Origin of the sequence: Histidinibacterium lentulum (assembly GCF_003789055.1) — a bacterium.
Taxonomy (GTDB): domain Bacteria; phylum Pseudomonadota; class Alphaproteobacteria; order Rhodobacterales; family Rhodobacteraceae; genus Oceanicola; species Oceanicola lentulus.
Map to the genome: position 1 here is coordinate 408,928 of NZ_ML119081.1, position 24,506 is coordinate 433,433.

The following is a 24,506-nucleotide window of genomic DNA, read 5'->3' on the forward strand; positions in this document are numbered from 1 at the left end:
CGACCTCAGCCGATCCTGTGGGCGGGCTGGCTGTCGTAATGCGTCCGCAGCCGCTGCAGCGCGATCCTCAGGACGATCTTGCCCGACCGCGCGGACCAGCCCATGCGGCGCTCGGTCTCCTCCATGCCCTCGAGCAGGCAGCAGCAGCGCAGCGCCACATCCCCCAGCCCCGGCCCCAGCGCGCCAAGCGCGCTCGCGACCCGCGCCCGCGCCTGCCCGTGGCCGCGGTCCGGCAGCAGCACCACCGTCTCGCCGCGCACCAGCTTCAGCCATTCGGGCGGTGTCTCGGCCTCGAGCTGCGCCAGTTCGAAATCCTCGCGCAGCCGCTCTCCGGCGGCGACGAGCCCCTTGCCCAGGAACGGCGTTCCGTCCTTGTCGCGCCGCCGTGCGAGGCTCGCGAGCGGGCTTTCCGCGAAGGGATGCCGCGCCCGGACGGCACCGCCCGTCTGCGCGCGCCGCCGCGCCTCGGCCAGCCCCGCCTGGGTGCGCTCCTGCGCGGCATTCTCCCGCGCGGCCATCCGCATCCGCAGTTCAGAGCGCCCCGCCCCGGTCACCCGGTACCGCAGGATGCGCGCGTCGAGATCCTCGCATTCCACGAGATCGCGCAGCGCCAGCACCTCTGCCGTGGGCCGCTCGACCATCGCCGTGCGCGCGGGCTCCCCGTCCGACGCGTCCCGCACCACCACGGCCCGCTCCATCTCCCGCGCCAGAGCCAGCGTGGCCCCCGCCTCGCAAAGCCGGCGCAGCACCCGGATCAGTTCCCCGTCGAGCAGGTCCCCGTCCGCGATCCCCAGGCTGTCCCAGGAGTTGTCCCCAAGAGCCCGCGCCAGCCGCCGGAGACCGCCGTCAACCAGCGGGTCGTCCCGCCGCGCCTCGATCCGCCGGATCTGGCGCAAGACGGTGGAGGCGTGGACGTCGATCCTGCGGGCCAGCGCCCGGATCGGGATGCCTCCGTCCACATGGGCCAGGTAATGCCCGACGGCATCGGGCACCCAGCCCGGCAAATCCCCGATATCCAGACGAAACTCCGCTGTCTGCTGGCCCATGCGCTGTATCCTTGTTCCGGGTCCGCCCCCGCGCCGAACGACCGGCGCAACCGCCCCGAGAATACATCCTTGAGTTGTATTGGTTACCCAAGTCTTAATGTCCCCCGGCACGGGACGACTTTCGATTGCACCCGATAACAGGACCTGAGGGCTGCGTTCTCAGAATTCTATCCACACGCAACACACGTTAGGGTTGTATATTCTCCCGTCATCCAACGACTGCGAGGGAACTGGAATGCAGGATCTTTACGGTATGGTCTCGGCGCTGCGCCGGCCGAGGCTTCTGGTCACCGCCGCGCGCTTCGGCCTCGACGATTACATCCGCGACATTCACCTGCCCCGGATCCTGCGAATGGCCGGCAGCAGCCTGCCGCGCACCGGCACGGCGCTGATCCGCCTGCTCGACATCGAGGAGAGCATGGACGCCCGCCGCCGCGCCGGGGCCGCGGACTACTCCGTTGCGCGTCACGTCGAGGTGCTGGTCGCGGTGATGGCCGAAACCCGGCTCCTTGCCGTCTTCCGGCCCGGACCCGTCGCCGGTCCCTCCGAGCCCGGCTGAGCCGGGCTCCGCCTCAGGTGAAGGCGTCGGGCATCTCCGCCTTGCGCCGCGCGACATGGTCCGACAGCGCCTCGGCGATCCCGGGGTCGAGGGGCGGTTTCTGGTACTGCGCCAGCAGCTTCTCGACCCGCGCGGCCGCGAGCGACATGGTGTCCGAGCCGCCTTCCTCGAACCACTGCTCGAAGGGCTTGTAGTCCAGCAGATCGGACCGCCAGAACGCTGATTTGAAATGACTCTGGGTATGGGCGCAGCCCAGGAAATGCCCGCCCGGACCCACCTCCTCCAGCGCGGCCATCGCCTGCGCCTCCTCGCCGATGTCGATGCCTGCGGCGAACTTGTGCAGCGCGCCGAGCTGGTCGGCATCCATCACGAACTTCTCGAAACTGGTCACCAGCCCACCCTCCAGCCAGCCGCAGGCATGGAGCATGAAGTTGACCCCCGACAGCAGCCCCGCCTGCAGGCTGTTGGCGCTCTCATAGGCCGCCTGCGCATCGGGCAGCTTGGAGCCGTTGAAGGCGCCCGCAGAGCGGTAGGGCAGCCGCAGGCGCCGCGCGAGCTGGCCCATGCCATAGGTGATCTGCGCGGCCTCGGGCGTGCCGAAGGTGGGTGCGCCGGAATTCATGTCGATCGAGGTCACGAAGGTGCCCGCGATCACCGGCGCTCCGGGCCGCACGAGCTGGCTGTAGGCGACCCCCGCCAGCACCTCGGCCAGCACCTGCGTCAGCGTGCCCGCGACCGACACAGGCGCCATGGCGCCCCCCACCACGAAGGGCGATATGATCGTCGCCTGCCCCGCCTCGGCATAGACCTCCAGCGCGCCCATCATTGTCGCGTCGAAGGTCAGCGGCGAATTGATGTTGATGAGCGAGGTCATTACCACGTTCTCGGAAACGAATTGTTTCCCGAAAAGGATCTCGCACATCTCCACGCTGTCGCGCGCCCGGCTCGGTTCCGTCACCGATCCCATGAAGGGCTTGTCCGACAGCGTCATATGCGCCAGCAGCATGTCGAAATGGCGCTTGTTGACCGCGATATCGGTGGGCTCGCAGACGGTGCCGCCGGAATGGTGCAGCCATTTCGACATGTAGCCCAGCTTCACCAGCGTCTCGAAATCCGCCATCGTGGCATAGCGGCGGCCGCCCCTGATGTCGCGCACGAAGGGCGGCCCGTAGACCGGCGCAAGGACAAGGTTCCGCCCGCCGATCTCCACCGACCGTTCGGGATTGCGCGCGGCCTGGGTGAAGCTGGCGGGCGCCGTGGCGCAAAGCTGCCGCGCAAGGCCCGGCGGGATGCGCACCCGCTCCCCCGTGACTTCCGCCCCCGCCTGCCGCCAGCGCTCGAGCGCGGCGGGGTTCTCCACGAAGTTCACCCCGATCTCGGCAAGCACCCGGTCGGCATTGGCCTCGATGATCTCGATGGCCTCGGGGGTCAGCACCTCGAAATCCGGGATGTTGCGCTCGATGAAGCGGGCGCAGTCGATCCGGACCGCCGTCCGCTCCGCCCGCCGCGCAGCCCCGCCGCCGCCCCTGCCCCTGCGGGTCGTCGTCGCTTCGGTCATCGCCATACCTCTCGGAGCCGCATCGTCCGCGCGTCATACGCCGCGCCGCGGGGCGGATGTCGCGGGATTGCGCCCTCCCGGTGTCAAAAGCGACATGCCCCGAACCCGGCCCCCCGTCCCGCTTTCTCCCCGGAATGCCGGGCTCAAGCCTGGCCTGTCCATCCCCCCACCCGGAGGCCGGGCTTCTACCTCCACCCGGATGCCCGGCAAAGGCCCCCTGCCCGCTTGCCTCCCCCCCGCCTTGCCGCTACCCGCTTTCCCATGACCCTGCCCGCGTCCCACCACGACCGTCTCCTGATCGTCGATTTCGGCTCCCAGGTGACCCAGCTCATCGCCCGCCGCCTGCGCGAGCTCAACGTCTACTGCGAGATCCGCCCGTTCAACGCGGTGACGGCCGACACCCTCCGGGACTTCGCCCCGAAGGCCGTGATCCTCTCGGGCGGCCCGGCATCGGTGATCGACGCGGACAGCCCGCGCCCGCCGGCGGAACTCTGGGACCTCGGCGTGCCGGTCCTCGGCATCTGCTACGGCCAGCAGGTGATGATGCAGATGCTGGGCGGCCGCGTCGAACGCGGCGACGGGACGGCGGAATTCGGCCGCGCCTATGTGGAGCGCAAGGGCGACGCGCATCCCGACCTGCTGACCGGCTGGTTCCTCGAGGGTCGCGAGCAGGTCTGGATGAGCCACGGCGACCATGTCGCTGAAATCGCTCCGGGTTTCGAGGTTCTGGGCACCTCGCCCGGTGCCCCCTTCGCGATAACCGGCGACCGCGCCCGTCACTTCTACGCCGTGCAGTTCCACCCCGAGGTGCACCATACGCCGAATGGACGGACCCTCTACGAGAACTTCGTCCGGCTCGCGGGCTTCACCGGCGACTGGACCATGGCCGCCTTCAAGGACGAGGCCATCGAGCGCATCCGCGCCCAGGTCGGCGACGCCAAGGTGATCTGCGGCCTCTCGGGTGGCGTCGACAGCTCCGTCGCCGCCGTCCTGATCCACGAGGCCATCGGCGACCAGCTCACCTGCGTCTTCGTGGACCACGGCCTCCTCAGGCTCAACGAGGCGGAGCAGGTGCTGAGCATGTTCCGCGACCACTACAACATCCCGCTGATCCACGCGGACGAAAGCGATCTCTTCCTCGGCGCGCTCGAGGGCGTCTCCGACCCCGAGACGAAGCGCAAGACCATCGGCCGGCTCTTCATCGACGTGTTCCAGAAACACGCCGACACGATCGAGGGCGCGGCCTTCCTCGCCCAGGGCACGCTCTACCCCGACGTGATCGAGAGCGTCTCGGCCTCGGGCGGGCCGTCCGTCACCATCAAGAGCCACCACAACGTGGGCGGCCTGCCCGAGAAGATGGGTCTGAAACTGGTCGAGCCCCTGCGCGAGCTCTTCAAGGACGAGGTTCGCGCCCTCGGGCACGAGCTCGGCCTTCCCCAGAGCTTCATCGGCCGCCATCCCTTCCCCGGTCCGGGCCTCGCGATCCGCTGTCCCGGCGAGATCACCCGCGAGAAGCTGGAGATCCTGCGCAAGGCCGACGCGGTCTTCATCGACCAGATCCGCCGCCATGGCCTCTATGACGAGATCTGGCAGGCCTTCGTCGCGATCCTGCCCGTGCGCACCGTGGGCGTGATGGGCGACGGGCGGACCTACGATTTCGCCTGCGCCCTGCGCGCGGTGACCTCCGTCGACGGCATGACCGCCGATTACTACCCCTTCTCCCACGAGTTCCTCGGCGAGACCGCCACGCGGATCATCAACGAGGTGCGCGGCATCAACCGGGTGACCTACGACATCACCTCGAAACCGCCCGGCACGATCGAATGGGAATGACCGCCGCCCGCCCCCGCCCCGCGCGCCGGGCCACCCCGGACCTCCGGGGACGATGCGGCTGAGCGGCCTCCTCCGGGAGGATCGCGGCGGGCGGTCGCCATGAGACGCCTGCTGCGGACCCTCGCGGGCCTCGTCCTGATCGCCGTGGCCCTCTATGGCATCGGCTTCGCGGGCGGCCTCGGCTCGGCGCTGCTGACGCCCTCCTGCGCCACCCTCAAGACCCGGGAGGCGCGCTTCGACCTGGCCGTGGTGCTGTCGTCGGGCATGCAGGCCGGGGGCACGCTCGGCCCGGTGACCGCCGACCGCCTGATGGCGGGCGTGGGGCTCTACGAGGCCGGGACGGTCGCGCGGCTCCACATGACCGGCGACGGGCTGCCGCAATCCCCGGTCTCGGCCGGGGGCGCGATGCGCGACAAGGCCATCGCCGAGGGTGTCCCCCCCGACCTCGTGACCGCCGAGGAACATTCCCGCTCCACCCTCGAATCGGCGCTCCTGTCCCGCGGCGAGACCGCCGACGCCGACACGATCGTCCTGGTCAGCTCCGGCTTCCACCTCTGGCGCGCGGCCGCGTCGATGGCCTGGGCGGGCACGCCCGTGGATGCGACCTGCCATCCCGCCGCCATGACCGACCCCTCCGAGCTGCTCGAGAAGGCCCATTACGAGGCGCTGCGCTGGGGACCCAACGCCCTGCGCGCGCTGCTCTGGTCCGCCGCCGATCTGATCGGGCTCTCCGAACGCCTGCCGGACTGGTGGCTCGCCTGACGGCGGCGGGGCTGGACAGGCGCCGCGCGGGCCGCCACCCTCTCCCCATGCTCCGCGCAGCCGCCCTCGCCCTGCCGCTGGCCCTCCTCGCCGGGACCGCCCCCGCCGATCCCCCGGGACTGCACTGCCTCGGCTCCCGGCCCGGCTTCATGTTCTCCGTCGAGGCCGGCGACGTGGTGCGCTTCGACTATCTCGGAGACGGGCAGTTCGGACTCGACCCCGCGCTGACCGACCGCTTCGAGGGCTTTCGCGGCTTCGAACTCGTCACCGCGCGGGAGCGCTGGGATCTCTGGCTCGAGACCCGCGCCTGCCGCATCATCGGCATCGACCTGCCGCTCTCGCTCGAGATCGCGGTGCCCTCGTCGGGCGGCCTGCGCCCGCTCACCGCCTGTTGCCGCTGGGTCGACTGACCCCGGCCCCTTGCACCCGCCCCCCGGTCGGGGCAGAGGTCGGCGGCCCCCAGCCAGAGCGCGCCCCGTGACCGACCTCGCCCCGCCCCGCCTGACCGACACTGCCCGCGCGGGCCTCTGGATGCTGGGCGCCGTGGTGTCCTTCACCTCCATGGCTCTGGCGGGCCGCGCGGTCAGCCTCTCGCTCGACACCTTCGAGATCATGACCTGGCGCAGCGTCGTCGGCATCGTCATCGTGCTCACCGTGGCCACCGCCACCGGCACGATCCGGCAGGTCCGCGCCGAGCGGCTGTGGCTTCACGGCGTCCGCAACCTCGCCCATTTCACCGGCCAGAACCTCTGGTTCTTCGCCGTCGCCACGATCCCCCTCGCGCAGCTCTTCGCGCTCGAGTTCACGACGCCGATCTGGGCGCTGCTCCTCGCCGTGCCGATCCTCGGCGAAAGGATCACCACCCGCGCGCTGGTCACCGCCGGGGTGGGCTTTCTCGGCGTCCTGATCGTCGCCCGTCCCTCGCCCGAGACCCTGAGCCCCGGGCTCATGGCCGCCGCCGCCTGCGCGGTCGGCTTCGGGCTGACGGCGGTGCTGACGCGCAGGCTCACGCGGACCGACAGCATCACCTCGATCCTGTTCTGGCTCACGGTGATGCAGGCGGTCTTCGGGGTGATCTGCGCGGGCATCGACGGCGACATCGCCATGCCGGGCCGCACCGAGGCGCCCCTCCTGATCGTCATCGGCTGCGCCGGTCTCGCCGCGCATTTCTGCCTGACCTCGGCGCTGTCGCTGGCCCCCGCGGGGGTGATCATGCCCATCGACTTCCTGAGGCTGCCGCTGATCACGGTGCTCGGCATGGCGATCTACGCCGAGCCCTTCGACCCCCTCGTGCTTCTCGGCGGCGCGATCATCTTCGCGGCCACATGGTCCGGTCTCGCCCGCCGCACCCGCGCCTGACGCCGCCCCGCCGGTCCGCGGTCAGGGCGCGGTATAGCCGCCGTCGACCAGGTGATAGCTTCCGGTGATGAAGCTCGCCCGCTCCGACAGCAGGAAGCAGGTCAGGGCAGAGACCTCCTCGGGCGTGCCGATCCGGCCGATCGGATGCAGGCCCGCCAGCCCGGCCAGCATCTCGTCGCTCAGGTTGTCGGTCAGCAGCGGCGTCTGGATGAAGGCCGGGCCCACCGCGTTGATCCGCACGCCTTTCTGCGCATATTCCATGGCCGCCGTCTTCGTGAGGCCCAGGAGCGCATGCTTGCTCGCCACATAGGCCGAGGAATTGGCGAACCCCACGCTGCCGAGGATCGAGGCCATGTTGACGATGGCACCGCCCCCCGCGCGCTCCATCGCGGGGATCTGGTAGCGCATCCCGTAGAACACGCCGTTGAGGTTCACGCCGATCACCTGCGCCCAGGACTCGAGCGGATACTCCCCCACGGGCGCCTGCGCCCCGCCGATGCCCGCATTGTTGACCGCCAGATGCAGCCCGCCCGTCTCGGCTTCGGCAAAGGCGACCGCCGCCTCCATCGCGGCCGCATCCGACACGTCCGCGGCACGGGCCAGCGCCCGCCCGCCAGCCCGCGCGATCTCCTCCGCAACGCGCCCGCAGGCCGCCTCGTCGAGGTCGGAGACGACAACCGTGGCGCCGCTCGCCGCCAGTTCGAGGGCAATGGCCTTCCCGATCCCGGAGGCCGCCCCCGTCACGAGCGCCGTCTTCTGCGTGAATTCGAACATGATCCCTCTCTCCCTGTCCTTGACCCCGCGCGTCCCGCGCGCGGACCCGAAGTGTCCCCCCTCCGGGGAAGGCTGTCCTTGCGCTGGCTCAAGTGACGCCGCGTTCCCTTGCGTCCTGCGCCGCAGCCGAGCACGGAACCCGCAGAAACCGGATTGCGGCGCGCCCCGCGCCGGGGCCTTGTCGCCCCCATGACCCAGACCTCCCTCTCCCCCCGCGCCTGGACCGAGCTGGCGCTCCTCGCCCTGATCTGGGGCGCGTCGTTCCTCTCGATCCGCCTTGCGCTCTTCGAGATCGGGCCGGCCTGGGTCGTGGCGCATCGCACGGTCTGGGCGGCGCTCTCGCTCTGGCTCGTCGCCTGCGCCCTGCGCCTGCCGCTGCCGCGCGCGCCGAGGGTCTGGGGCGCGTTCCTCGTGATGGGCTGCCTCAACAACGTCATCCCCTTCCTGCTGATGGCCTGGGGCCAGCAGCATATCGAGACCGGTCTGACCTCGATCCTCAACGCGGGAACGGCGCTCTGGGGCGTGCTCCTCGCCGCCCTCGTCTTCGCCGACGAGCGGCTCACCGCGCGGCGCGCGGCGGGCGTGACGTTGGGCCTCGCCGGGGTGGCCCTCGCCGTGGGGCCCGGCGCGCTCCGGGGCCTCGACCTGACCTCGCTCGCGCAACTGGCCGTCATCGCCGGGACGGTCAGCTATGCCGTCGCCGCGATCTGGGCGCGCAAGCGCCTGTCTGGCCTGCCGCCGATCCTCGCCGCCGCGGGGATGCTCTCGGGCGCGGCGCTGGTCTCCCTGCCGCTCGCCGTCGCCCTCGAGGGCCCGCCCGACCTCACGCTCGCGCCCCGCACCCTGGGCAGCATCGCCTATTTCGCGCTGGTGGCCACTGCGGGTGCCTATCTCCTCTACTACCGCGTCCTCGCCATGGCCGGGAGCGGCAACCTCATGCTGGTCACGCTGATGATCCCCCCCACCGCGATCCTCCTCGGCACGCTGGTGCTGGGCGAGACGCTGGAGCCCACGGCCTATGGCGGCTTCGCCCTCCTCGCCCTCGGCCTCGCCGTGCTCGACGGCCGCCTGTTCCGGCTTTTCCGCTGGGCCAGTCCGGCACCTTGAGCGACATTACCTATTATATTCAATAGATTGAACGGCGTTTCATCGTGTAACGCTCACGCGGCCGCCTTCTCCTGCACCTTCTCGGCGAGGTCCCTTGCGATGGCGAAGGCCCCCTTGATCCGGTCCGCCTCGCTCTTCCAGTCCCGCCGCACGACGATCTTGTTGTCCTTGACCTTGGCGAGCCCGTTCTGACCTTCGATGAACTCGACCAGCCCCTTCGGAGAGGCGAACTTGTCGTTGTGAAAGCGGATGGTCGCGCCCTTCGGCCCGCCGTCGAGCTGCGCGATCCCCGCCCGCTTGCACATCGCCTTGATCCTGACGATCAGCATCAGCGTGTTCACCTCCCGCGGCAGCTTGCCGAACCGGTCGATCAGCTCCGCCGCAAAGCCCTCCAGCTCCACCTTCGTCGTGAGGTTGGAGAGCCGCCGGTACAGCCCCAGCCGCACGTCGAGGTCCGGCACATACTCCTCCGGGATCAGCACCGGCACGCCGAGGTTGATCTGCGGCGCCCATTGCCCGTCGTCCACGATCCCCTCCGCCTCGCCGGACCGGATCTTCGCGATCTGCTCCTCGAGCATCGACTGGTAGAGCTCGTAGCCCACCTCCCGCATCTGGCCCGACTGCTCCTCGCCCAGCAGGTTCCCCGCCCCGCGAATGTCGAGATCCTGGGAGGCCAGCGTGAACCCCGCCCCCAGCGTATCGAGCGAGGACAGCACCCGCAGACGCTTGGACGCCTGGTCCGTCAGCTTCGCCCGCGGCTTCGTCGTGAGGTAGGCATAGGCCCGCGTCTTCGCGCGTCCCACCCGGCCCCGGATCTGGTAGAGCTGGCTCAGCCCGAACATGTCCGCCCGCCACACGATCATCGTGTTGGCGGTCGGAATATCGAGCCCCGACTCCACGATCGTCGTGGCCAGAAGCACGTCGTACTTGCCGTCGTAAAAGGCGTTCATCCGGTCGTCGAGCTCTCCCGCCGCCATCTGCCCGTGGGCCACGACGACGCTCACCTCCGGCACCTCCTCCCGCAGGAAGGTCTCCATCTCCGCGATATCGCTGATCCGGGGCACGACGAAGAAGCTCTGCCCGCCCCGGTATCTCTCCCGCAGCAGCGCCTCGCGCACCGTCACCGTGTCGAACTCGCTGACGTAGGTCCGGATCGACAGCCGGTCCACGGGCGGCGTACCGATGATCGACAGCTCCCGCACCCCCGACAGCGACAGCTGCAACGTGCGGGGAATGGGCGTCGCTGTCAGCGTCAGCACATGCACATCCGTCCGAAGCTGCTTCAGCCGCTCCTTGTGCCCCACGCCGAACCGCTGCTCCTCGTCGATCACCAGCAGGCCGAGGTTGCGGAACCGGATGCCCTTGGCCAGCACCGCATGGGTTCCCACCACGATGTCGACGTCGCCCGAGGCCAGCCCCTCCCGCGTCTGCGCCGCTTCCTTCTGCCCGACGAACCGCGACAGCGCCCGCACGTTGACCGGAAAGCCCCGGAACCTCTCACGGAAGCTCTGCGCGTGCTGCCGCGCCAGCAGCGTCGTCGGCGCCACCACCGCCACCTGGACGCCCGACATCGCCGCCACGAAGGCCGCCCGCATCGCCACCTCGGTCTTGCCGAAGCCCACGTCGCCGCAGATCAGGCGGTCCATGGGCGTGCCGGCCTCCATGTCCTCCAGCACCTGCTCGATGGCGCTCAGCTGGTCGTCGGTCTCGTCATAGGGAAACCTTGCGAGGAACTGCTCCCACATCCCCTCGGGCGGCGTGAGCGCCGGCGCCGTGCGCAGCGCGCGCTCGGCCGCCACGCGGATCAGCCGCTCCGCCATCTCGCGGATGCGCTCCTTCAGCCGCGCCTTCTTCGCCTGCCAGGCGCCGCCGCCCAGCCTGTCGAGAAGTCCCTCCTCGTGGCCGAACCTCGACAGAAGCTCGATATTCTCCACCGGCAGGTAAAGCGTCGATTTCTCTGCATATTCGAGCTTCAGGCACTCATGCGCCGCCCCCAGCGCAGTCACCACCTCCATGCCCAGATAGCGCCCCACGCCATGATCGACGTGCACAACCAGGTCGCCCGGCGTAAGGCTCTGGTGCTCCGTCAGGAAATTCTCGGCGCGCTTGGTGCGCTTGGTCTTGCGGATCAGCCGGTCGCCCAGCACGTCCTGCTCGGAAATCACCGTCAGCCTGCGCCCGTCCAGCGGCGCCTCGAACCCGGTTTCCAGAGCCCAGACAGCAAGATGCAGCCCGCTCTTGCCTACGCGCGTGAAGTCGGTGACCGGGATCGTCTCCGCCAGCCCCTCGTCCTCGATCAGCCCCGACAGTCGCTCCCGCGCGCCCTCGGAATAGGAGGCGACGACCACCGGACCATCCTGAAGCTTCGCGCGAACATGATCCGCCAACGCGCCGAAAAGGCTTATCTTCTCCTGCTGCCGCTCCGGCGCGAAATTGCGCCCGATCCGCCCGCCCGCGTCGATCGACACGGGCCCCGAGGCGCGGGGGCTCGGCGAGAACTGAAGCACGCGCCTCTGCCCCAGCGCCTCCGTCCAGGCCGCATCGTCGAGATAGAGCGAGGCCGGCGGAGCGGGCTTGTAGACCGTGTCGTGGCGCGACTTGCCCTCCATCGCCAGCCGCCGCGTCTCATAGGCATCCTCGATCAGCGTCCAGCGCGTGTCCCGGATCGGCGCCGCCTGGTCGTCGAGCGTGACCGAGGCGCCGGGCAGGTAATCGAACAGCGTCTCCAGCCGGTCGTGGAGGAACCCCAGCCAGTGCTCCATGCCCTGGTGCTTGCGCCCCGCGCTGACCGCCTCGTAAAGCGGATCGTCGGTCCCTGCCGCGCCGAATTCCAGCCGGTAGGACTGCCGGAACCGGGTGATCGCCGCCTCGTCGAGGATGGCCTCGCTGACCGGCGCCAGCTCCACCCGGTCCAGCTTCTCGATCGTCCGCTGGCTCGCCGCATCGAAGCGCCGCGCGCCATCCAGAACGTCGCCGAAGAGATCGAGCCGCACCGGCCCGGTCTCCCCCGGCGGATAGATGTCGATGATCCCGCCGCGCACGGCATAGTCGCCCGGCTCCGCCACCGTGGGCGCCTGGGAGAACCCCATACGCACCAGGAACTCGCGCAGCCGGCCCTCGTCGATCCGGTCGCCCACCCGGGCTCGGAACGCGGCATCCTTCAGCACCGCCCGCGCGGGCACCTTCTGCGTGGCCGCGTTGACCGTGGTCAGCAGCACGAACCTCTCCGGCATCCCGTGGACCAGCGCCGCCAGCGCCGCCATCCGCGCCGCCGACACGTTCGGGTTGGGCGACATCCGGTCATAGGGCAGGCAATCCCAGCTCGGGAAGGTGACCACCGGCATGCCGGGCGCGAAGAAGCGCAGCGCATCGGCCATGGCGGCCATGCGCTTGTCGTCGCGGGCGACATGGATGACCGGGCCGCCGCTCTTGTCGATCTCGGACAGCACGAGCCGGGCGTCGAAGCCTTCGGGCGCGCCGCCGACGCTGATTTCTGTGAGCTGGGACATGGCGCCTCAGGTACTGGCACCGGGGGGGAAGTCAACCGGCGGCGAGAGCGCTCAGAACGTGTTGAAGAGGAAGGACCGGTCGAGGTTCTTCCACATGCCCCAGAGCGCGGTGACGAAAATCGACGCCATGCCGATGAACTGCACCGCCTGCCGGTGACGGATCAGCCGCCGGTGCAGCGCCTCGCCTTCGGGCGCCTCCCTCGCGATCCGCCCCGCCGTCCGCACCGACAGCGCGCCGACAAAGGACATCGGCAGGGCGATCAGGAACACCGCCTGGGCGAACTCGACGCCGTAGAAGAATCCGAGGATCGCCAGCGCCGTCAGCACGAAACAGACGAAGCCCATGAGCAGCAGGCCCGACACCTGCCCGATATAGAGAATGCGGTTCACGTTGATGCGCACCATGTCCTCGAGATCCTGCTGCGCCTCGCCGCCATGCCGCCGCGCCCGGGTGATCATGTCGAAGGGGACGCCGAGAACGTAGTGGCTGGCCGAGGACCAGACCACCGCCAGCGCGATCCAGAACCAGAGGTTCGAGAAGGACCGCATGTCGATGACTTCGAAGATCGTCTGGGTCCAGTTCACGCCCGGCCTGCCTGGGTTCGATTTGGCGCGGACCCTACATTTGGCACCCGGCGAAGCCCAGACTTGCCGGACAGGAATATCCGTGGCACCCGGTCTCCTGTGACAAGAAAGGCCCGTCGCCCGATGAAACCGACCGTCGCCCCCTTCCCCACCGCCCGCCTGCGCCGCCTGCGCCGCACGCCCGCGCTCCGCGCGCTGGTGCGCGAGACCACGCTCGCGCCATCGGATTTCATCTGGCCGCTCTTCGTGACCGATGGTGTGGACGCCGAGGAGCCGATCCCCTCCATGCCGGGCGTCAGTCGGCTGACGGTGGACCGCGTCGCCCGCGCCGCGAAACAGGCCGAGGCCCTGGGCATTCCCGCGATCTGCATCTTTCCCTACACGCCACAAAGCGCCCGCACCGCCGATTGCGCCATGGCCTGGGACCCGGACAACATCGCCAACCGCGCGATCCGCGCGGCCAAGGAGGCGGCGCCCGGGGTCGCGGTGATGACCGACATCGCCCTCGATCCCTACAACATCGACGGGCAGGACGGCTTCGTGGAGGACGGTCACATCGTCAACGACCGCACCGTCGAGGCGCTGGTGAAGATGGCGCTGGTCCAGGCCGAGTGCGGCGCCGACATGCTGGGCCCCTCGGACATGATGGACGGCCGCATCGGCGCGATCCGCGCGGCGCTCGAGGAGGCGGGCCACCAGGACGTTGCGATCCTCTCCTATACCGCGAAATACGCCTCCGCCTTCTACGGCCCGTTCCGCGATGCGGTGGGCGCCTCGGGCGCCCTCAAGGGCGACAAGACCACCTACCAGATGGATCCCGGAAACTCCGACGAGGCCCTTCGGCTGGTGCAGCGCGACCTCGCCGAGGGTGCGGACATGATCATGGTCAAGCCCGGGATGGCCTATCTCGACATCTGCCGCAGGGTAAAGGACGCCTTCGGCGTGCCGCTCTTCGCCTACCAGGTCTCGGGCGAATACGCGATGCTGACGGCCGCCGCGCAGAACGGCTGGCTCGACCGCGAGAAGGTCATGCTCGAAAGCCTCACCGCCTTCAAGCGCGCGGGTTGCGACGGGATCCTGACCTATTTCGCCCCCGAAGCGGCAGAGCTTCTCGGCGGCTGAGGACGGATGGGGGGCCGGGCTGAAGCCCGGCACACCCGGCCCGCCCCGGGTCCTCTCGCCCCCCGACCCCGCGCGAATCCGCTTGCGGCGTCGTCCCGCGTGACAGGCCCCGCGTTTTGGGCTAACGTCCGCCCCACCAGATCGGCCGCCAAAGGCCGGCGACAGAGGCTAATCGAGGCAGAACCATGACCCACCTCTCCAGACGGGTGTTCCTCGCCGCGGGCGGGGCCTCAGGGCTCCTTCTGGCGGCCTGCGGCAACGGCGTCGGCAACCAGAACGGCCCGATGATCGACGCCCGCGTCGACAGCACCCTCTCCTTCATGCAGAGCCGCTATCCCTCCTCCGCGGATCTCCTGGCCAAATCCACCGGCATGCTGGTGATGCCGCTGATCACCGAGGCCGGGCTCGGCATCGGCGGGGCCTATGGCCGAGGCGCCCTGCGCGTGGCGGGCCAGACGGTGGATTACTACTCCGCCGCCACCGTCTCCACCGGGCTCCAGATCGGTGCGCAGCAGTACAGCCATGTGCTTTTCTTCATGACCGAGGACGCCCTCGCCGACTTCCGCCGCTCCGACGGCTGGGTCGCGGGCGCCAACGTCACCTATGCGCTGCGCGACAATGCCGACAACCTCGCGGCGGAAACCCTGACCTCGCGCTCGCCTGTGATCGCGCTGGTGTTCGCCCAGGCCGGGCTTCGGGTCGGCGCCACGCTCGAAGGCACGAAATACACCCGCATCATCCCCTGACCTGCGCGCCCGCGCGGCGCCAGTCTCTGGAGTCTCCCGGCCGATGCCGCGGCCCCATGACCGCAAAGCACGGCGGGCCGGGATCACGGGGTCCGAACGGTTAACAGTCGCGGCTGTCCACGGCTGTTTTTCTTTCTTGTCAATTGCTTGCGAGAGCGTCCACATGTGGACGCCCCGTCACCGGTAGTGCAGCGAGCGGCCGTTGTTGAAGATCTGGACCTTGTCGGGCGCCGCCGCGAGGTGCACCTCGCGTCCCCGCAGGTCCCGGTGGATGCCCGGCAGCTTCGCGATGACCGTCTGGCCCTCGATGGTGCTCTGGAAGTACATCAGCGTCACCTCGCCGAGCGCCTCGGTGATGTCCACGGTCCCGGTGAAGGCGGCATCGCCGTGGGCTTCGACGAAATCCTCGGGCCGGATGCCGACCTTCACCTTCATCCCCTTGTCCGCGTCCTGGGTCGCGATCGCCGCCACCGCGACGCCGCCGCTGTCGAGCCGCACCTTCGTCTGCGGACCCGTCTCCACGATCTCGCCGGGAAAAAGGTTCATCGCGGGCGAGCCGATGAACTGCGCCACGAACTCATTCTCGGGCCGCTCGTAAAGTTCGAGCGGCGAGCCCACCTGAGCGATGCCCTTGTTCGCCAGAACCACGATCCGGCTGGCCAGAGTCATCGCCTCCACCTGGTCGTGGGTGACGTAGATCATCGTCGAGTCGGGCATCGACTCCTTCAGCTGCGCGATCTCCAGCCGGGTCGCCACCCTCAGCGCCGCGTCGAGGTTCGAGAGCGGCTCGTCGAAGAGGTAGACCTTCGGATCCCGCACGATGGACCGCCCGATGGCCACCCGCTGCCGCTGCCCGCCCGACAGCGCCTTGGGCAGGCGGTCGAGATAGGGCTCGAGCTGCAGGATCCGCGCGGCCTTGGCCACCGCCGCGTCGATCTCCTCCTTCGACTTCTTCGCCAGCTTGAGCGAGAAGGTCATGTTGTCCCGCACCGTCATGTGCGGGTAGAGCGCGTAGGACTGGAACACCATCGCGATCCCGCGCTGCGCAGGCGGTACGTCGTTCACGACCTGTCCGTCGATTTCCAGCGTCCCGCCCGAGATCTTCTCCAGCCCCGCGATCATCCGCAGGAGCGTCGACTTCCCGCAGCCCGACGGCCCGACGAAGACGATCAGCTCGCCCTTCTTGATGTCGAGGTTGATGTTCTTGAGGACATCGACGGTCCCGCCATATGTCTTCGCGACATCCCTGAGCTTCAAATCGGCCATCGTCGTCCCTCCCTAAGCCTTCAATCCTTTATGCGCAGCGCCAGACAGACCTGCCACGGCGCGAGCCGGACCACATTGCCCGGTCCGACCTCCGCCGAACCGAGTTCCTCTCCGGTGCGACGCCAGCGCCCGTCCGGCAGCGCGATCTCTCCGGCATGTCCGGAGACATTGAACGCGCAGAACATTTCCGCCCCTTCGCCCGCGCGCGTGAAATAGACCACCTGTCCGGCGTGCCGGACGGCGTCATGGGCGCCCTTCATCAGCACCGGATTGGCATGGCGGAACGCGATGGCCCGCCGGTAATGGTGCAGCATCGCCTCCGGGTCCTGTTCCTGGGCGGCGACCGAGCGGTGCAGGTGCTTGACCGGCACAGGGAGCCAGGGCTTCACGTCGGAAAACCCCGCGTACTGGTTCGACGGCTCCCACGGCATCGGGGTCCGGCATCCGTCGCGGCCCTTGAACTCCGGCCAGAACTCTATTCCGTAGGGATCCTGCAGGTCCTCGTAGGAGACATCCGCCTCGGTCAGGCCCAGTTCCTCTCCCTGGTAGAGACAGACCGACCCGCGCAGGCACAGGATCAGCGTGGCCAGCATCCGGTTTGCCTCGTGGCTCAGGTTCCAGCGCGAGGCGTGGCGCATGACGTCGTGGTTCGAGAAGGCCCAGCAGGCCCAGCCGTCCGCCGCCTCCATGTCGACCCGGGTCATGACCTCGGCGACACGGGCCGCGGTGGGCTGCTCCTTCGACAGGAACTCGAAGGCATAGCACATCTGCATGAGGTCGTCGCCGGCGGTGTACTGCCCCATGATCTGCAGACCGCGCTGCGCGTCGCCCACCTCGCCCACGGCGGCGGCGCCGTAGGGATCCATCACCCGACGCAGCTTGCGCAGGAAGTCGAGGTTCTCGGGCTGGTTCTTCGAGTAGAGGTGTTCCTGGTAGTTATAGGGGTTGACCGAGGGCGCGATGGTCGAGTTCCGGAGCTCGGGCGCCAGCGGAGGATTGTCCCGCAAGTGCTTGTCGTGGATGTAGAAGTTGATCGTATCGAGGCGAAATCCATCGACTCCGCGATCCAGCCAGAACCGCGCGACGTCGAGCAGCGCCTCCTGCACCTCGGGCTCGTGGAAATTCAGGTCCGGCTGGGAGACGAGAAAGTTGTGAAGGTAGTACTGCTCCCGCCGGCTGTCCCATTGCCAGGCCGATCCGCCGAAGATCGACAGCCAGTTGTTGGGCGGCGTCCCGTCCGGCTTGGCATCGGCCCAGACGTACCAGTCGGCCCGGTCGTTGTCTCGGCTCGCGCGGCTCTCCGTGAACCACGGGTGCTGATCAGAGGAATGGCTGAGCACGAGGTCGATCATCACCCGCAACCCCAGCCCGTGCGCCACCTCGATCACCCGGTCGAAATCCGCGAGCGACCCGAACAAGGGGTCCACGTCCCTGTAATCGGACACGTCGTAGCCGAAATCCTTCATCGGTGAGGTGAAGAACGGGCTGATCCAGATCGCATCCACCCCCAGCGAGGCGATATAGGGCAGCCTTTGCGCGATGCCGGCGAGATCGCCGACGCCATCGCCGTTGCTGTCCTGATAGGAGCGCGGATAGATCTGGTAGATCACCGCGCCCCGCCACCAGTCCGGGTCTCGTTCGGGATGCGCCACGGGCGCCGCCGCTTCAGCGAGGCTCATGAACCCTCTCTACTTCACGGACCCGGCCAGGATGCCCCGGACAAGGTAGCGCTGCATGGCGAAGAATACCGCCAGAGGCACCGCGATGGAGACGAAGGCCGCCGTCGCGAGGATCTCCCAGTTGCCGCCGCGCGTGCCCAGAAGCTCCACGATCTGCCGGGTCATCACGGTCGTCTGGCCGGATGCGTCGATCAGGAACACGGAGGCCACGAGGAGGTCGTTCCAGGTCCAGAGGAACTGGAAGATGGCGAAGGATGCGAGGGCCGGGAAGGACAGCGGCAGGATGATGCGCGTGAAGATCTGGAAATCCGTGGCGCCATCCACCTTGGCGTTCTCGATGATGTCCCTCGGCAGACCGACCATGTAGTTTCGCAAGAGATATATCGCGAGTGGCATCCCGAAGGCCGTATGGGCCAGCCAGACGCCCAGATATCCCTTCCCGATCCCGATCCCGAGGTGCAGCCGCAGAAGCGGGATCAGTGCGAGCTGCAGCGGCACGACGAGCATGGCCACCACGAGCGCGACGAGAAGCGCCCGGCCCGGAAACTCCATCCACGCCAGCGCGTAGGCGGCGAAGGCCGCGACGACGATGGGAATGATCGTCGCGGGAATCGTCACCGTGAGCGTGTTGAAGAACGCCCTCGACATGTTGTCCTGGCCCCGTCCCGAGAACAGGATTGTGTCGTAGTTCTGGGTCGTGAACTCGGGCGGGATCACGGCGTTCACGAAGACACGGCTGCCACTGCTGGAGGGCTCCTCGACCGAGGTATAGACGTAGGACCCGTCCGGGTTCACGGTGATCGTCTCGCCGTTGTCCTCGCCGGTCTCGCCGATCGCATAGGCGCTCGGATTCCGCGCGGAGGTGCCGAAACTCCTCAGCTCGAGCCCGGCGCCCGGCCCCCTGTCGTCGGTCAGCAGATTGCCTTCGATGACGTAGACCCCGTCCACGAGCTCTGCCGCCTCGGCCCCCGCCGTGCGGAGCTGGATGGTCTGCTCCGTCGCGGTGAGAGACGCCCACCAGCCGGAATTCGAGATCTGGTCGGCTGTCCGGAAGGAGGAGACGAGCAGTCCGACCGTCGGGAAGATCCACAGAAGGACCAGCGCCACGACACTGATGTGAACGGCCCACATCAGCCCGCTCTTCTGGCCCGCCATCCCGTCATCGGTCGACTTGGCCTTGAAGAGGCCGCGCAAGAAGCCGCGCGAACTGCTCTGGAACACGCCGCGGTCGATGTTTTCCTGCGTAGCCATCAGCGCATCTCCTTGCGGGCGTTGTGGACGTTCCAGACGAGGATGGGAGTGACGAGGGCCATGATCACGATGGCCGACGCCGACCCCACGCCCCAGTCGTTGGCGCGGAACAGCTTGTCATACATGTAGTTGGCGAGAACTTGCGTCTCCCACTGGCCGTTGGTCATGGCGAAGACGATGTCGAAGATCTTCAGCACCACGAGCGTGATCGTGGTCCACACGACGACGATCGTGCCCATGATCTGCGGCACCTTGATCTGGAAGAAGAGCTGCAGCGGCTTCGCCCCGTCGATGATCGCCGCTTCGATGGTCTCCTCCGGGATGCCGCGCAGGGCTGCGGAGAGGATGACCATGGCGAAACCGGTCTGGATCCAGATCAGGATCACCATCAGCAGGAAGTTGTTGTAGAACGGCAGGGTCAGCCAGTTGATCGGCTCGCCATAGGGCAGTGACGCGGTCAGGACGCCCCAGACGCCGCGTACCGAGACCCATGCAAGCCAGAGCCCGAAGAGCCCGAGAAAGGCGCGCGCGCCCTTCATCATCACGCCTTCGCGTGGGCCGGGGCGGTCCTCCCAGAGCGGTCTTGCGGCGAGATAGCCGACATAGGCCGCGATCACGGCGAAGGCTCCGCAGAGGATCGCCGGGAATACCCTCAGAAAGATGAAGGACCAGATGCCGCCCTCGAAGTTGAGCCAGACCGCGTTCATGACGCCGATCTGCGCGGCATCGACGGGGCGCGCCTCGTAGATCAGCTTGAAGATCACGGACGCGCCGACGAAGGAAATCGCCATCGGCATGAAGATGAGCGACTTGGCGATATTGCCCCAGCCGATCCTGTCGGTCAGCTGCGCGGCGAGCAGGCCGAAGGCCGTGGAGGCCGCGGGGACCACGATCAGCCACAGCATGTTGTTGCGCATGGCCTCCCAGAACTTCGGCTCGTTCATCATCTGCTCGTAGTTGGCGAAGCCGACGAAGGCGCCGCCGAGGGCGCGGTCGGTCAGCGACAGGCGCAGCGTCTCGAAGACGGGATACCCGAGGTAGAGCAGCAGGAAGAAGAACGCGGGAAACACGAAAAGCCACGGTCGGACCATGTTGGCCCGGTTGATGTTCCGCCCGGCCTGCGCGCCGCGCGCCGGGAAGATGAACCGGTCGAGAACGAGGTTCGAGAAATAGAAATACGCCAGGCATCCGCCGACGCCGACAGCGATGGTCATCAAACCCTGAAGTGCTGGGTTCATGGGGTCCTCCTCCCGGTTCGTCAGCAGCGGCGGGCCGCGCCCGGCATGTCGTCGCCGGGCGCGGTCCTCTTGAGCTGTTTACCTGAGCGCGTCCCAGCTGGCCTGGATCTCGTCGGCCACCTGCTGGGCATCCTTGCCGCCCACGAAGTCCACCATGCCGGTCCAGAAGGTGCCGGCGCCGACGCCGCCGGGCATCAGATCGGACCCGTCGAAGCGGAAGGTGGTCGCGTTGACCAGGATCTCGCCCTGACCGCGCAGCGTGTCGTTCATGTAGGTGTCGAGGTTCACGCCGGTGTGGGGCGTCAGGAACCCGGTCTGCGCCATGGAGATCTCGTGCGCCAGCGGCAGCTTGAAGAACTCGAAGAGCGCATCGGTGGCATCCGAAGGATCGGTGATCGCCATCAGCGTGCCGCCGCCCAGGACCGGGCTGCCGAGGTCGCGGCCTTCGTAGGCCGGGAAGTAGAAGAAGTCGGCGTTGAGGCCGAATTCGACGTCCTCGGGGAAGAAGGCCGGCACGAACGACGCCTGGCGGTGCATGAAGCACTGCGGCGGCGACGAGAAGAGACCGTCCGGGCTGTCGCGGAAGTCGGTGGAGGCCACCGCGCTAGCGCCGCCGGCGACCTTTTCGTCGTCACGGGCGAACCAGCCGAATTCCTCGATCGCGGCCACGACCTGCGGGTCGTTGAACGGCAGTTCGTTCGTGGTCCAGGCATCGTAGACCTCGGGCTCGACCGTCCGCAGCATGAGGTCCTCGACCCAGTCGGTCGCGGGCCAGCCGGTCGCGGCTCCCGATCCGAGGCCGATGCACCAGGGCGTCTCGCCGTCGGCGACCATCTGCTCGGTCAGGTCGCGAAGCTCTTCCATGGTCTCCGGCACTTCGTAGCCGAAGTCCTCGAAGTTCTCGGGGTTGTACCAGACCAGCGACTTGACGTTCACGTTGTAGAAGAAGCCGTAGAGATCCTCTTCGTCGTCCTGGCCCTCGAAAGTGCCGAGGGCGACCCAGCTGTCGCCGGCGCCATAGTTCTCGGCCACCCAGTCGGCCATGCCGTCGGGAAGCGGATGCAGGAGGCCGCGCGCCGCCATGTCCGAGGCAAGACCCGGCTGCGGGAAGACTGCGACGTTGGGCGCGGAGCCCGCTTCCGCGTCGATCACGATCTGCTGCTCGAAGCTGTCAGAGCCGGTATAGATGACCTGCGCCCCGGTCGCGTCGGCGAAATAGGCGACGGCCGAGCGGAACACGTCATCCTCGGGCTGCAACCAGGGGCCGGAGACCGTGACGGTCTGACCGCTGAGATCGGGCGCGTTCTCCGCCCACTCGGTGTAGCTGTCCCAGGAGAAGTCGCCTTCTCCGACCGGGAATACGAGATCCTGCGCCGAGGCCGCGCCGGCCAACAGGGCCGCCACCGCCACGCCGGTGTAGAACGTACGTTTCATGGTATGTTACCTCCCGAATTGCGCTCTTGCGCTTGTGTCGCGTCAGGCGCCATGAGGCGTGCAAGCCCCAAAGCGCTTTGGACACCCGCGACCCTCGCCCGACTCGGCTGGGCTGTCAATGTTCAATCGCGCAGCGGCCCGTTCGCCCAATTATCTCGCATCCGCAGAAAAAGTCGATGTGCCGAAACCCCTTGGCGCGGCCTTGCCGCCTCGCATAAGGTTCCGGCGCATTGAAAGCGCTTTGGAAGATCCTGTGCCGATGAATCTCAAGGAGTTGTCCCAGAATCTCGGCCTCAGCCCGACCACCGTGAGCCGCGCGCTCAACGGTTACCCGGAGGTATCGGAGGCGACTCGACAGCGTGTTCTTGCCGCTGCACGGCAGCATAACTACCGCCCGAATACCCGGGCAAAGGGCCTTGCGACCGGTCAGGCCATGAGCATCGGACATGTCATCCCGATCAGCCGTCAGGACGCCATGGTGAATCCGGTCTTCGGCGATTTCATCGCGGGTGCGGCCGAGACCTATGCGCGCTTCGGCTACGAGATGATCCTGTCGACGGTCGCGGACGGCGACGAGGCCGACGTCTATCGCAGCCTCAAGGCGCGCGGCGCCGTCGACGGCATCGTGGTCCATGAGGTGCGCCGCGAGGACACCCGGCTCGAACTCCTGGGCGAGATCGCCCTGCCCTTCGTCGTGCATGGCCGGTCCTCGGAATATGACGGCGAATACAGTTGGGTGGACGTCAACAACCGCTCCGCCTTCCGCCGTGCGACGCGTTTCCTTCTCGACCTCGGCCACCGCCGCATCGGGCTGGTGAACGGCGACGAGGAGATGGATTTCGCCTGGCGTCGGCGGCGCGGTTACGAGGCCGCGATCATGGAAGCCGGCATTGCGGTCGACCCGGCGCTCTGTTCCAGTGCGCAGATGACCGATGCCCATGGCTACAGATCCGCCCGCGCCATGCTCGGCCTGCCGAATCCGCCGACGGCCTTCCTGTCGGCCTCTCTCATCTCCGCCCTCGGCATCCATCAGGCGGTGCAGGAGGCCGGGCTGACCATGGGCCGCGACATCAGCATCGTCACCCACGACGATGCGCTCTCCTACCTGCAGAACGGGGGAGACGTACCGATCTACACCGCGACGCGCTCCTCGGTCCGGCAGGCCGGCCGGCAGGCCGCGAGCCTCCTGATCGAGCGAATCGCCAACCCGGACGCGCCGCACCGGCAGGAGCTGCTCGAGGCGTCTCTCGTGGTGGGCCGCTCCACCGGACCCGCGCCCGCCTGACCCAACCCTGATGTCCGGCCGCTTCCGCGGCCCCAACGAACGGAGCCATCATGCCGCTGTCGCGCACAGATTTTCCCCCGGGCTTTCTCTTCGGAGCGGCCACCGCCGCCTACCAGATCGAAGGGCACGCGCATGGCGGCGCGGGCCCCTGCCACTGGGACAGCTTCGCAGCCACGCCGGGCAACGTGGTGCGCGCCGAGGACGGCGCACGCGCCTGCGATCATTACCACCGCTACGAGGAAGATCTCGACCTCATGCGCGACGGCGGCTTCGACGCCTACCGCTTCTCGACCTCCTGGGCCCGGGTGCTGCCCGAGGGCCGCGGCACCCCCAATGCCGAGGGTCTCGATTTCTACGACCGCCTCGTGGATGCCTGCCTCGAGCGGGGGCTGAAGCCGTTCCAGACGCTCTACCACTGGGAAATGCCCTCGGCGCTGGCCGATCTCGGCGGCTGGACCAACCCCGACGTAGCCGACTGGTTCGCCGATTTCACCGAGGTGATCCAAAAAAGGATCGGCGACCGCGTCGCCGCCGTGGCCACCCTCAACGAGCCCTGGTGCGTCTCGTTCCTGTCGCATTTCATCGGACACCACGCCCCCGGCCTGCGAGATATCCGCGCCACGGCCCGATCCATGCATCACGTGATGAAGGCCCATGGCCGGGGCCTCGCCCGGCTGCGCGAGATGGGTCAGGACAACTGCGGCATCGTTCTCAACTTCGACCACACGCGCCCGGCCTCGGACAGCGCCGCCGATGCCGCCGCGGCCGACCGGTGGGACGGGATCATGAACCGCTGGTTTCTCGAGGCGCTGGCCCATGGCCGCTATCCCGAGGTCGTGCTCGAGGGCCTCGCCCCCCACATGCCCAAGGGCTGGGAGGACGACATGGAAGAGATCGCCCGGCCGATCGACTGGCTCGGCGTCAACTACTACACCCGCCATTTCGCCGCCGCGGCCCCCGAGGGCACGCCCTGGCCCGCAGTCGAGATGCGCGAGGGCGATCTGCCGCGCACCCAGATGGGTTGGGAGATCTATCCCGAGGGGCTGGGCGACTTCCTCACCCGGATCTCCCGCGATCATCTGCCGGGCCTGCCGCTCTATGTCACCGAGAACGGCATGGCGCGGGCCGACGAGGTCGAGGGCGACGCGATAAACGACCCCGAGCGTGAGGCCTTCGTGACGGACCATCTCGAGGCGGTCCGCGGCGCCATCGCGGAAGGCGCCGATGTCCGCGGCTTCTTCTACTGGTCGCTCCTCGACAATTACGAATGGGCCTTCGGCTATGAAAAGCGGTTCGGCCTGATCCATGTGGACTTCGCCAGCTTGCAGCGCCGGCCGAAGGCGTCCTATCTGGCCCTGAAAGCCATGCTGACAGCGTGAAGGACCCCGCACCG

20 protein-coding genes are annotated in these 24,506 nt (G+C 68.2%); 10 read left to right on the plus strand and 10 right to left on the minus strand.

Annotation, left to right across the window (positions count from 1 at the left end; translation table 11 throughout):
* Nucleotides 1-5 precede the first annotated feature (5 nt).
* On the minus strand, nt 6-1,046 hold the full coding sequence (locus EAT49_RS01965; protein WP_221181415.1) for a DUF6456 domain-containing protein: 1,041 nt from the start codon (nt 1,044-1,046) through the stop codon (nt 6-8).
* A 235-nt stretch (nt 1,047-1,281) separates the two neighbouring features.
* Between EAT49_RS01965 and EAT49_RS01970 the strand changes: the two genes are divergently transcribed.
* Entirely contained in the window at nt 1,282-1,605 is a 324-nt protein-coding gene (locus tag EAT49_RS01970) for a DUF6477 family protein (RefSeq protein ID WP_123640589.1), read from the plus strand.
* Between the two features lie 13 nt (nt 1,606-1,618).
* Here EAT49_RS01970 and EAT49_RS01975 read toward each other — a convergent pair whose 3' ends face one another.
* Nucleotides 1,619-3,163, minus strand: a complete 1,545-nt coding sequence (locus tag EAT49_RS01975; RefSeq protein WP_123640590.1) for a trimethylamine methyltransferase family protein — start codon at nt 3,161-3,163, stop codon at nt 1,619-1,621.
* A gap of 261 nt (nt 3,164-3,424) precedes the next feature.
* On the opposite strand from EAT49_RS01975, the gene guaA reads away from it, so the two are divergent.
* The 4 genes from guaA (at nt 3,425) to EAT49_RS01995 (ending at nt 7,117) form a co-directional block, all read left to right on the plus strand.
* Nucleotides 3,425-4,996, plus strand: coding sequence for a glutamine-hydrolyzing GMP synthase (guaA, locus tag EAT49_RS01980; RefSeq protein WP_123640591.1), 1,572 nt, complete (start codon nt 3,425-3,427; stop codon nt 4,994-4,996).
* A gap of 99 nt (nt 4,997-5,095) precedes the next feature.
* Nucleotides 5,096-5,758: a YdcF family protein gene (locus tag EAT49_RS01985; RefSeq protein WP_123640592.1), complete on the plus strand. Its 663-nt coding sequence runs from the start codon at nt 5,096-5,098 to the stop codon at nt 5,756-5,758.
* Between the two features lie 47 nt (nt 5,759-5,805).
* Entirely contained in the window at nt 5,806-6,168 is a 363-nt protein-coding gene (locus EAT49_RS01990) for a hypothetical protein (RefSeq protein ID WP_123640593.1), read from the plus strand.
* Nucleotides 6,169-6,259: 91 nt separating this feature from the next.
* Nucleotides 6,260-7,117 carry a DMT family transporter gene (locus EAT49_RS01995; RefSeq protein WP_246003742.1) on the plus strand — a complete coding sequence of 286 codons (858 nt, stop codon included), beginning with the start codon at nt 6,260-6,262 and terminating at the stop codon, nt 7,115-7,117.
* Between the two features lie 21 nt (nt 7,118-7,138).
* Here the strand turns inward: EAT49_RS01995 and EAT49_RS02000 are convergent, their stop codons facing one another.
* Complete coding sequence (locus tag EAT49_RS02000) at nt 7,139-7,891, minus strand: SDR family NAD(P)-dependent oxidoreductase (protein WP_425459507.1); 753 nt, start codon at nt 7,889-7,891, stop codon at nt 7,139-7,141.
* A 189-nt stretch (nt 7,892-8,080) separates the two neighbouring features.
* Between EAT49_RS02000 and EAT49_RS02005 the strand changes: the two genes are divergently transcribed.
* A complete protein-coding gene (locus EAT49_RS02005; RefSeq protein WP_123640594.1) occupies nt 8,081-8,998 on the plus strand; it encodes a DMT family transporter in 918 nt (305 codons plus the stop codon).
* Between the two features lie 53 nt (nt 8,999-9,051).
* Here the strand turns inward: EAT49_RS02005 and mfd are convergent, their stop codons facing one another.
* Together mfd and EAT49_RS02015 are read right to left on the minus strand one after the other, a co-directional pair.
* A complete protein-coding gene (gene mfd, locus EAT49_RS02010) occupies nt 9,052-12,507 on the minus strand; it encodes a transcription-repair coupling factor (protein WP_123640595.1) in 3,456 nt (1,151 codons plus the stop codon).
* A gap of 51 nt (nt 12,508-12,558) precedes the next feature.
* Nucleotides 12,559-13,092, minus strand: coding sequence for a component of SufBCD complex (locus EAT49_RS02015; protein WP_123640596.1), 534 nt, complete (start codon nt 13,090-13,092; stop codon nt 12,559-12,561).
* A gap of 123 nt (nt 13,093-13,215) precedes the next feature.
* Between EAT49_RS02015 and hemB the strand changes: the two genes are divergently transcribed.
* Complete coding sequence (gene hemB / locus EAT49_RS02020) at nt 13,216-14,214, plus strand: porphobilinogen synthase (RefSeq protein ID WP_123640597.1); 999 nt, start codon at nt 13,216-13,218, stop codon at nt 14,212-14,214.
* A gap of 185 nt (nt 14,215-14,399) precedes the next feature.
* Entirely contained in the window at nt 14,400-14,960 is a 561-nt protein-coding gene (locus EAT49_RS02025; protein WP_123640598.1) for a lipid-binding SYLF domain-containing protein, read from the plus strand.
* A 177-nt stretch (nt 14,961-15,137) separates the two neighbouring features.
* On the opposite strand, the gene EAT49_RS02030 is transcribed toward EAT49_RS02025, so the two are convergent.
* From EAT49_RS02030 to EAT49_RS02050, 5 genes are all read right to left on the minus strand, one after another.
* On the minus strand, nt 15,138-16,226 hold the full coding sequence (locus EAT49_RS02030; RefSeq protein WP_123640599.1) for an ABC transporter ATP-binding protein: 1,089 nt from the start codon (nt 16,224-16,226) through the stop codon (nt 15,138-15,140).
* Nucleotides 16,227-16,246: 20 nt separating this feature from the next.
* Nucleotides 16,247-17,905, minus strand: coding sequence for an alpha-amylase family glycosyl hydrolase (locus tag EAT49_RS02035; protein ID WP_123640600.1), 1,659 nt, complete (start codon nt 17,903-17,905; stop codon nt 16,247-16,249).
* Between the two features lie 9 nt (nt 17,906-17,914).
* Nucleotides 17,915-19,060 carry a carbohydrate ABC transporter permease gene (locus tag EAT49_RS02040; protein WP_123640815.1) on the minus strand — a complete coding sequence of 382 codons (1,146 nt, stop codon included), beginning with the start codon at nt 19,058-19,060 and terminating at the stop codon, nt 17,915-17,917.
* Between the two features lie 95 nt (nt 19,061-19,155).
* Nucleotides 19,156-20,394 carry a carbohydrate ABC transporter permease gene (locus EAT49_RS02045; protein WP_123640601.1) on the minus strand — a complete coding sequence of 413 codons (1,239 nt, stop codon included), beginning with the start codon at nt 20,392-20,394 and terminating at the stop codon, nt 19,156-19,158.
* A 78-nt stretch (nt 20,395-20,472) separates the two neighbouring features.
* On the minus strand, nt 20,473-21,828 hold the full coding sequence (locus EAT49_RS02050; RefSeq protein WP_123640602.1) for an ABC transporter substrate-binding protein: 1,356 nt from the start codon (nt 21,826-21,828) through the stop codon (nt 20,473-20,475).
* Between the two features lie 259 nt (nt 21,829-22,087).
* Between EAT49_RS02050 and EAT49_RS02055 the strand changes: the two genes are divergently transcribed.
* Nucleotides 22,088-23,113 carry a LacI family DNA-binding transcriptional regulator gene (locus EAT49_RS02055; protein ID WP_123640603.1) on the plus strand — a complete coding sequence of 342 codons (1,026 nt, stop codon included), beginning with the start codon at nt 22,088-22,090 and terminating at the stop codon, nt 23,111-23,113.
* 50 nt (nt 23,114-23,163) lie between these two features.
* On the plus strand, nt 23,164-24,492 hold the full coding sequence (locus tag EAT49_RS02060) for a GH1 family beta-glucosidase (RefSeq protein ID WP_123640604.1): 1,329 nt from the start codon (nt 23,164-23,166) through the stop codon (nt 24,490-24,492).
* Nucleotides 24,493-24,506 lie beyond the last annotated feature (14 nt).

Coding starts and splice junctions, on each gene's coding strand:
- EAT49_RS02000 (WP_425459507.1), bottom strand. CDS start 7,891: ATGTTCGAATTCACGCAGAAGACGGCGCTCGTGACGGGGGCGGCCTCC.
- EAT49_RS02005 (WP_123640594.1), top strand. CDS start 8,081: ATGACCCAGACCTCCCTCTCCCCCCGCGCCTGGACCGAGCTGGCGCTC.
- EAT49_RS02055 (WP_123640603.1), top strand. CDS start 22,088: ATGAATCTCAAGGAGTTGTCCCAGAATCTCGGCCTCAGCCCGACCACC.
- EAT49_RS01970 (WP_123640589.1), top strand. CDS start 1,282: ATGCAGGATCTTTACGGTATGGTCTCGGCGCTGCGCCGGCCGAGGCTT.
- EAT49_RS02035 (WP_123640600.1), bottom strand. CDS start 17,905: ATGAGCCTCGCTGAAGCGGCGGCGCCCGTGGCGCATCCCGAACGAGAC.
- EAT49_RS02025 (WP_123640598.1), top strand. CDS start 14,400: ATGACCCACCTCTCCAGACGGGTGTTCCTCGCCGCGGGCGGGGCCTCA.
- guaA (WP_123640591.1), top strand. CDS start 3,425: ATGACCCTGCCCGCGTCCCACCACGACCGTCTCCTGATCGTCGATTTC.
- EAT49_RS01975 (WP_123640590.1), bottom strand. CDS start 3,163: ATGACCGAAGCGACGACGACCCGCAGGGGCAGGGGCGGCGGCGGGGCT.
- EAT49_RS02050 (WP_123640602.1), bottom strand. CDS start 21,828: ATGAAACGTACGTTCTACACCGGCGTGGCGGTGGCGGCCCTGTTGGCC.
- EAT49_RS01965 (WP_221181415.1), bottom strand. CDS start 1,046: ATGGGCCAGCAGACAGCGGAGTTTCGTCTGGATATCGGGGATTTGCCG.
- hemB (WP_123640597.1), top strand. CDS start 13,216: ATGAAACCGACCGTCGCCCCCTTCCCCACCGCCCGCCTGCGCCGCCTG.
- EAT49_RS01985 (WP_123640592.1), top strand. CDS start 5,096: ATGAGACGCCTGCTGCGGACCCTCGCGGGCCTCGTCCTGATCGCCGTG.
- mfd (WP_123640595.1), bottom strand. CDS start 12,507: ATGTCCCAGCTCACAGAAATCAGCGTCGGCGGCGCGCCCGAAGGCTTC.
- EAT49_RS02045 (WP_123640601.1), bottom strand. CDS start 20,394: ATGAACCCAGCACTTCAGGGTTTGATGACCATCGCTGTCGGCGTCGGC.
- EAT49_RS02040 (WP_123640815.1), bottom strand. CDS start 19,060: ATGGCGGGCCAGAAGAGCGGGCTGATGTGGGCCGTTCACATCAGTGTC.
- EAT49_RS02030 (WP_123640599.1), bottom strand. CDS start 16,226: ATGGCCGATTTGAAGCTCAGGGATGTCGCGAAGACATATGGCGGGACC.
- EAT49_RS01990 (WP_123640593.1), top strand. CDS start 5,806: ATGCTCCGCGCAGCCGCCCTCGCCCTGCCGCTGGCCCTCCTCGCCGGG.
- EAT49_RS02060 (WP_123640604.1), top strand. CDS start 23,164: ATGCCGCTGTCGCGCACAGATTTTCCCCCGGGCTTTCTCTTCGGAGCG.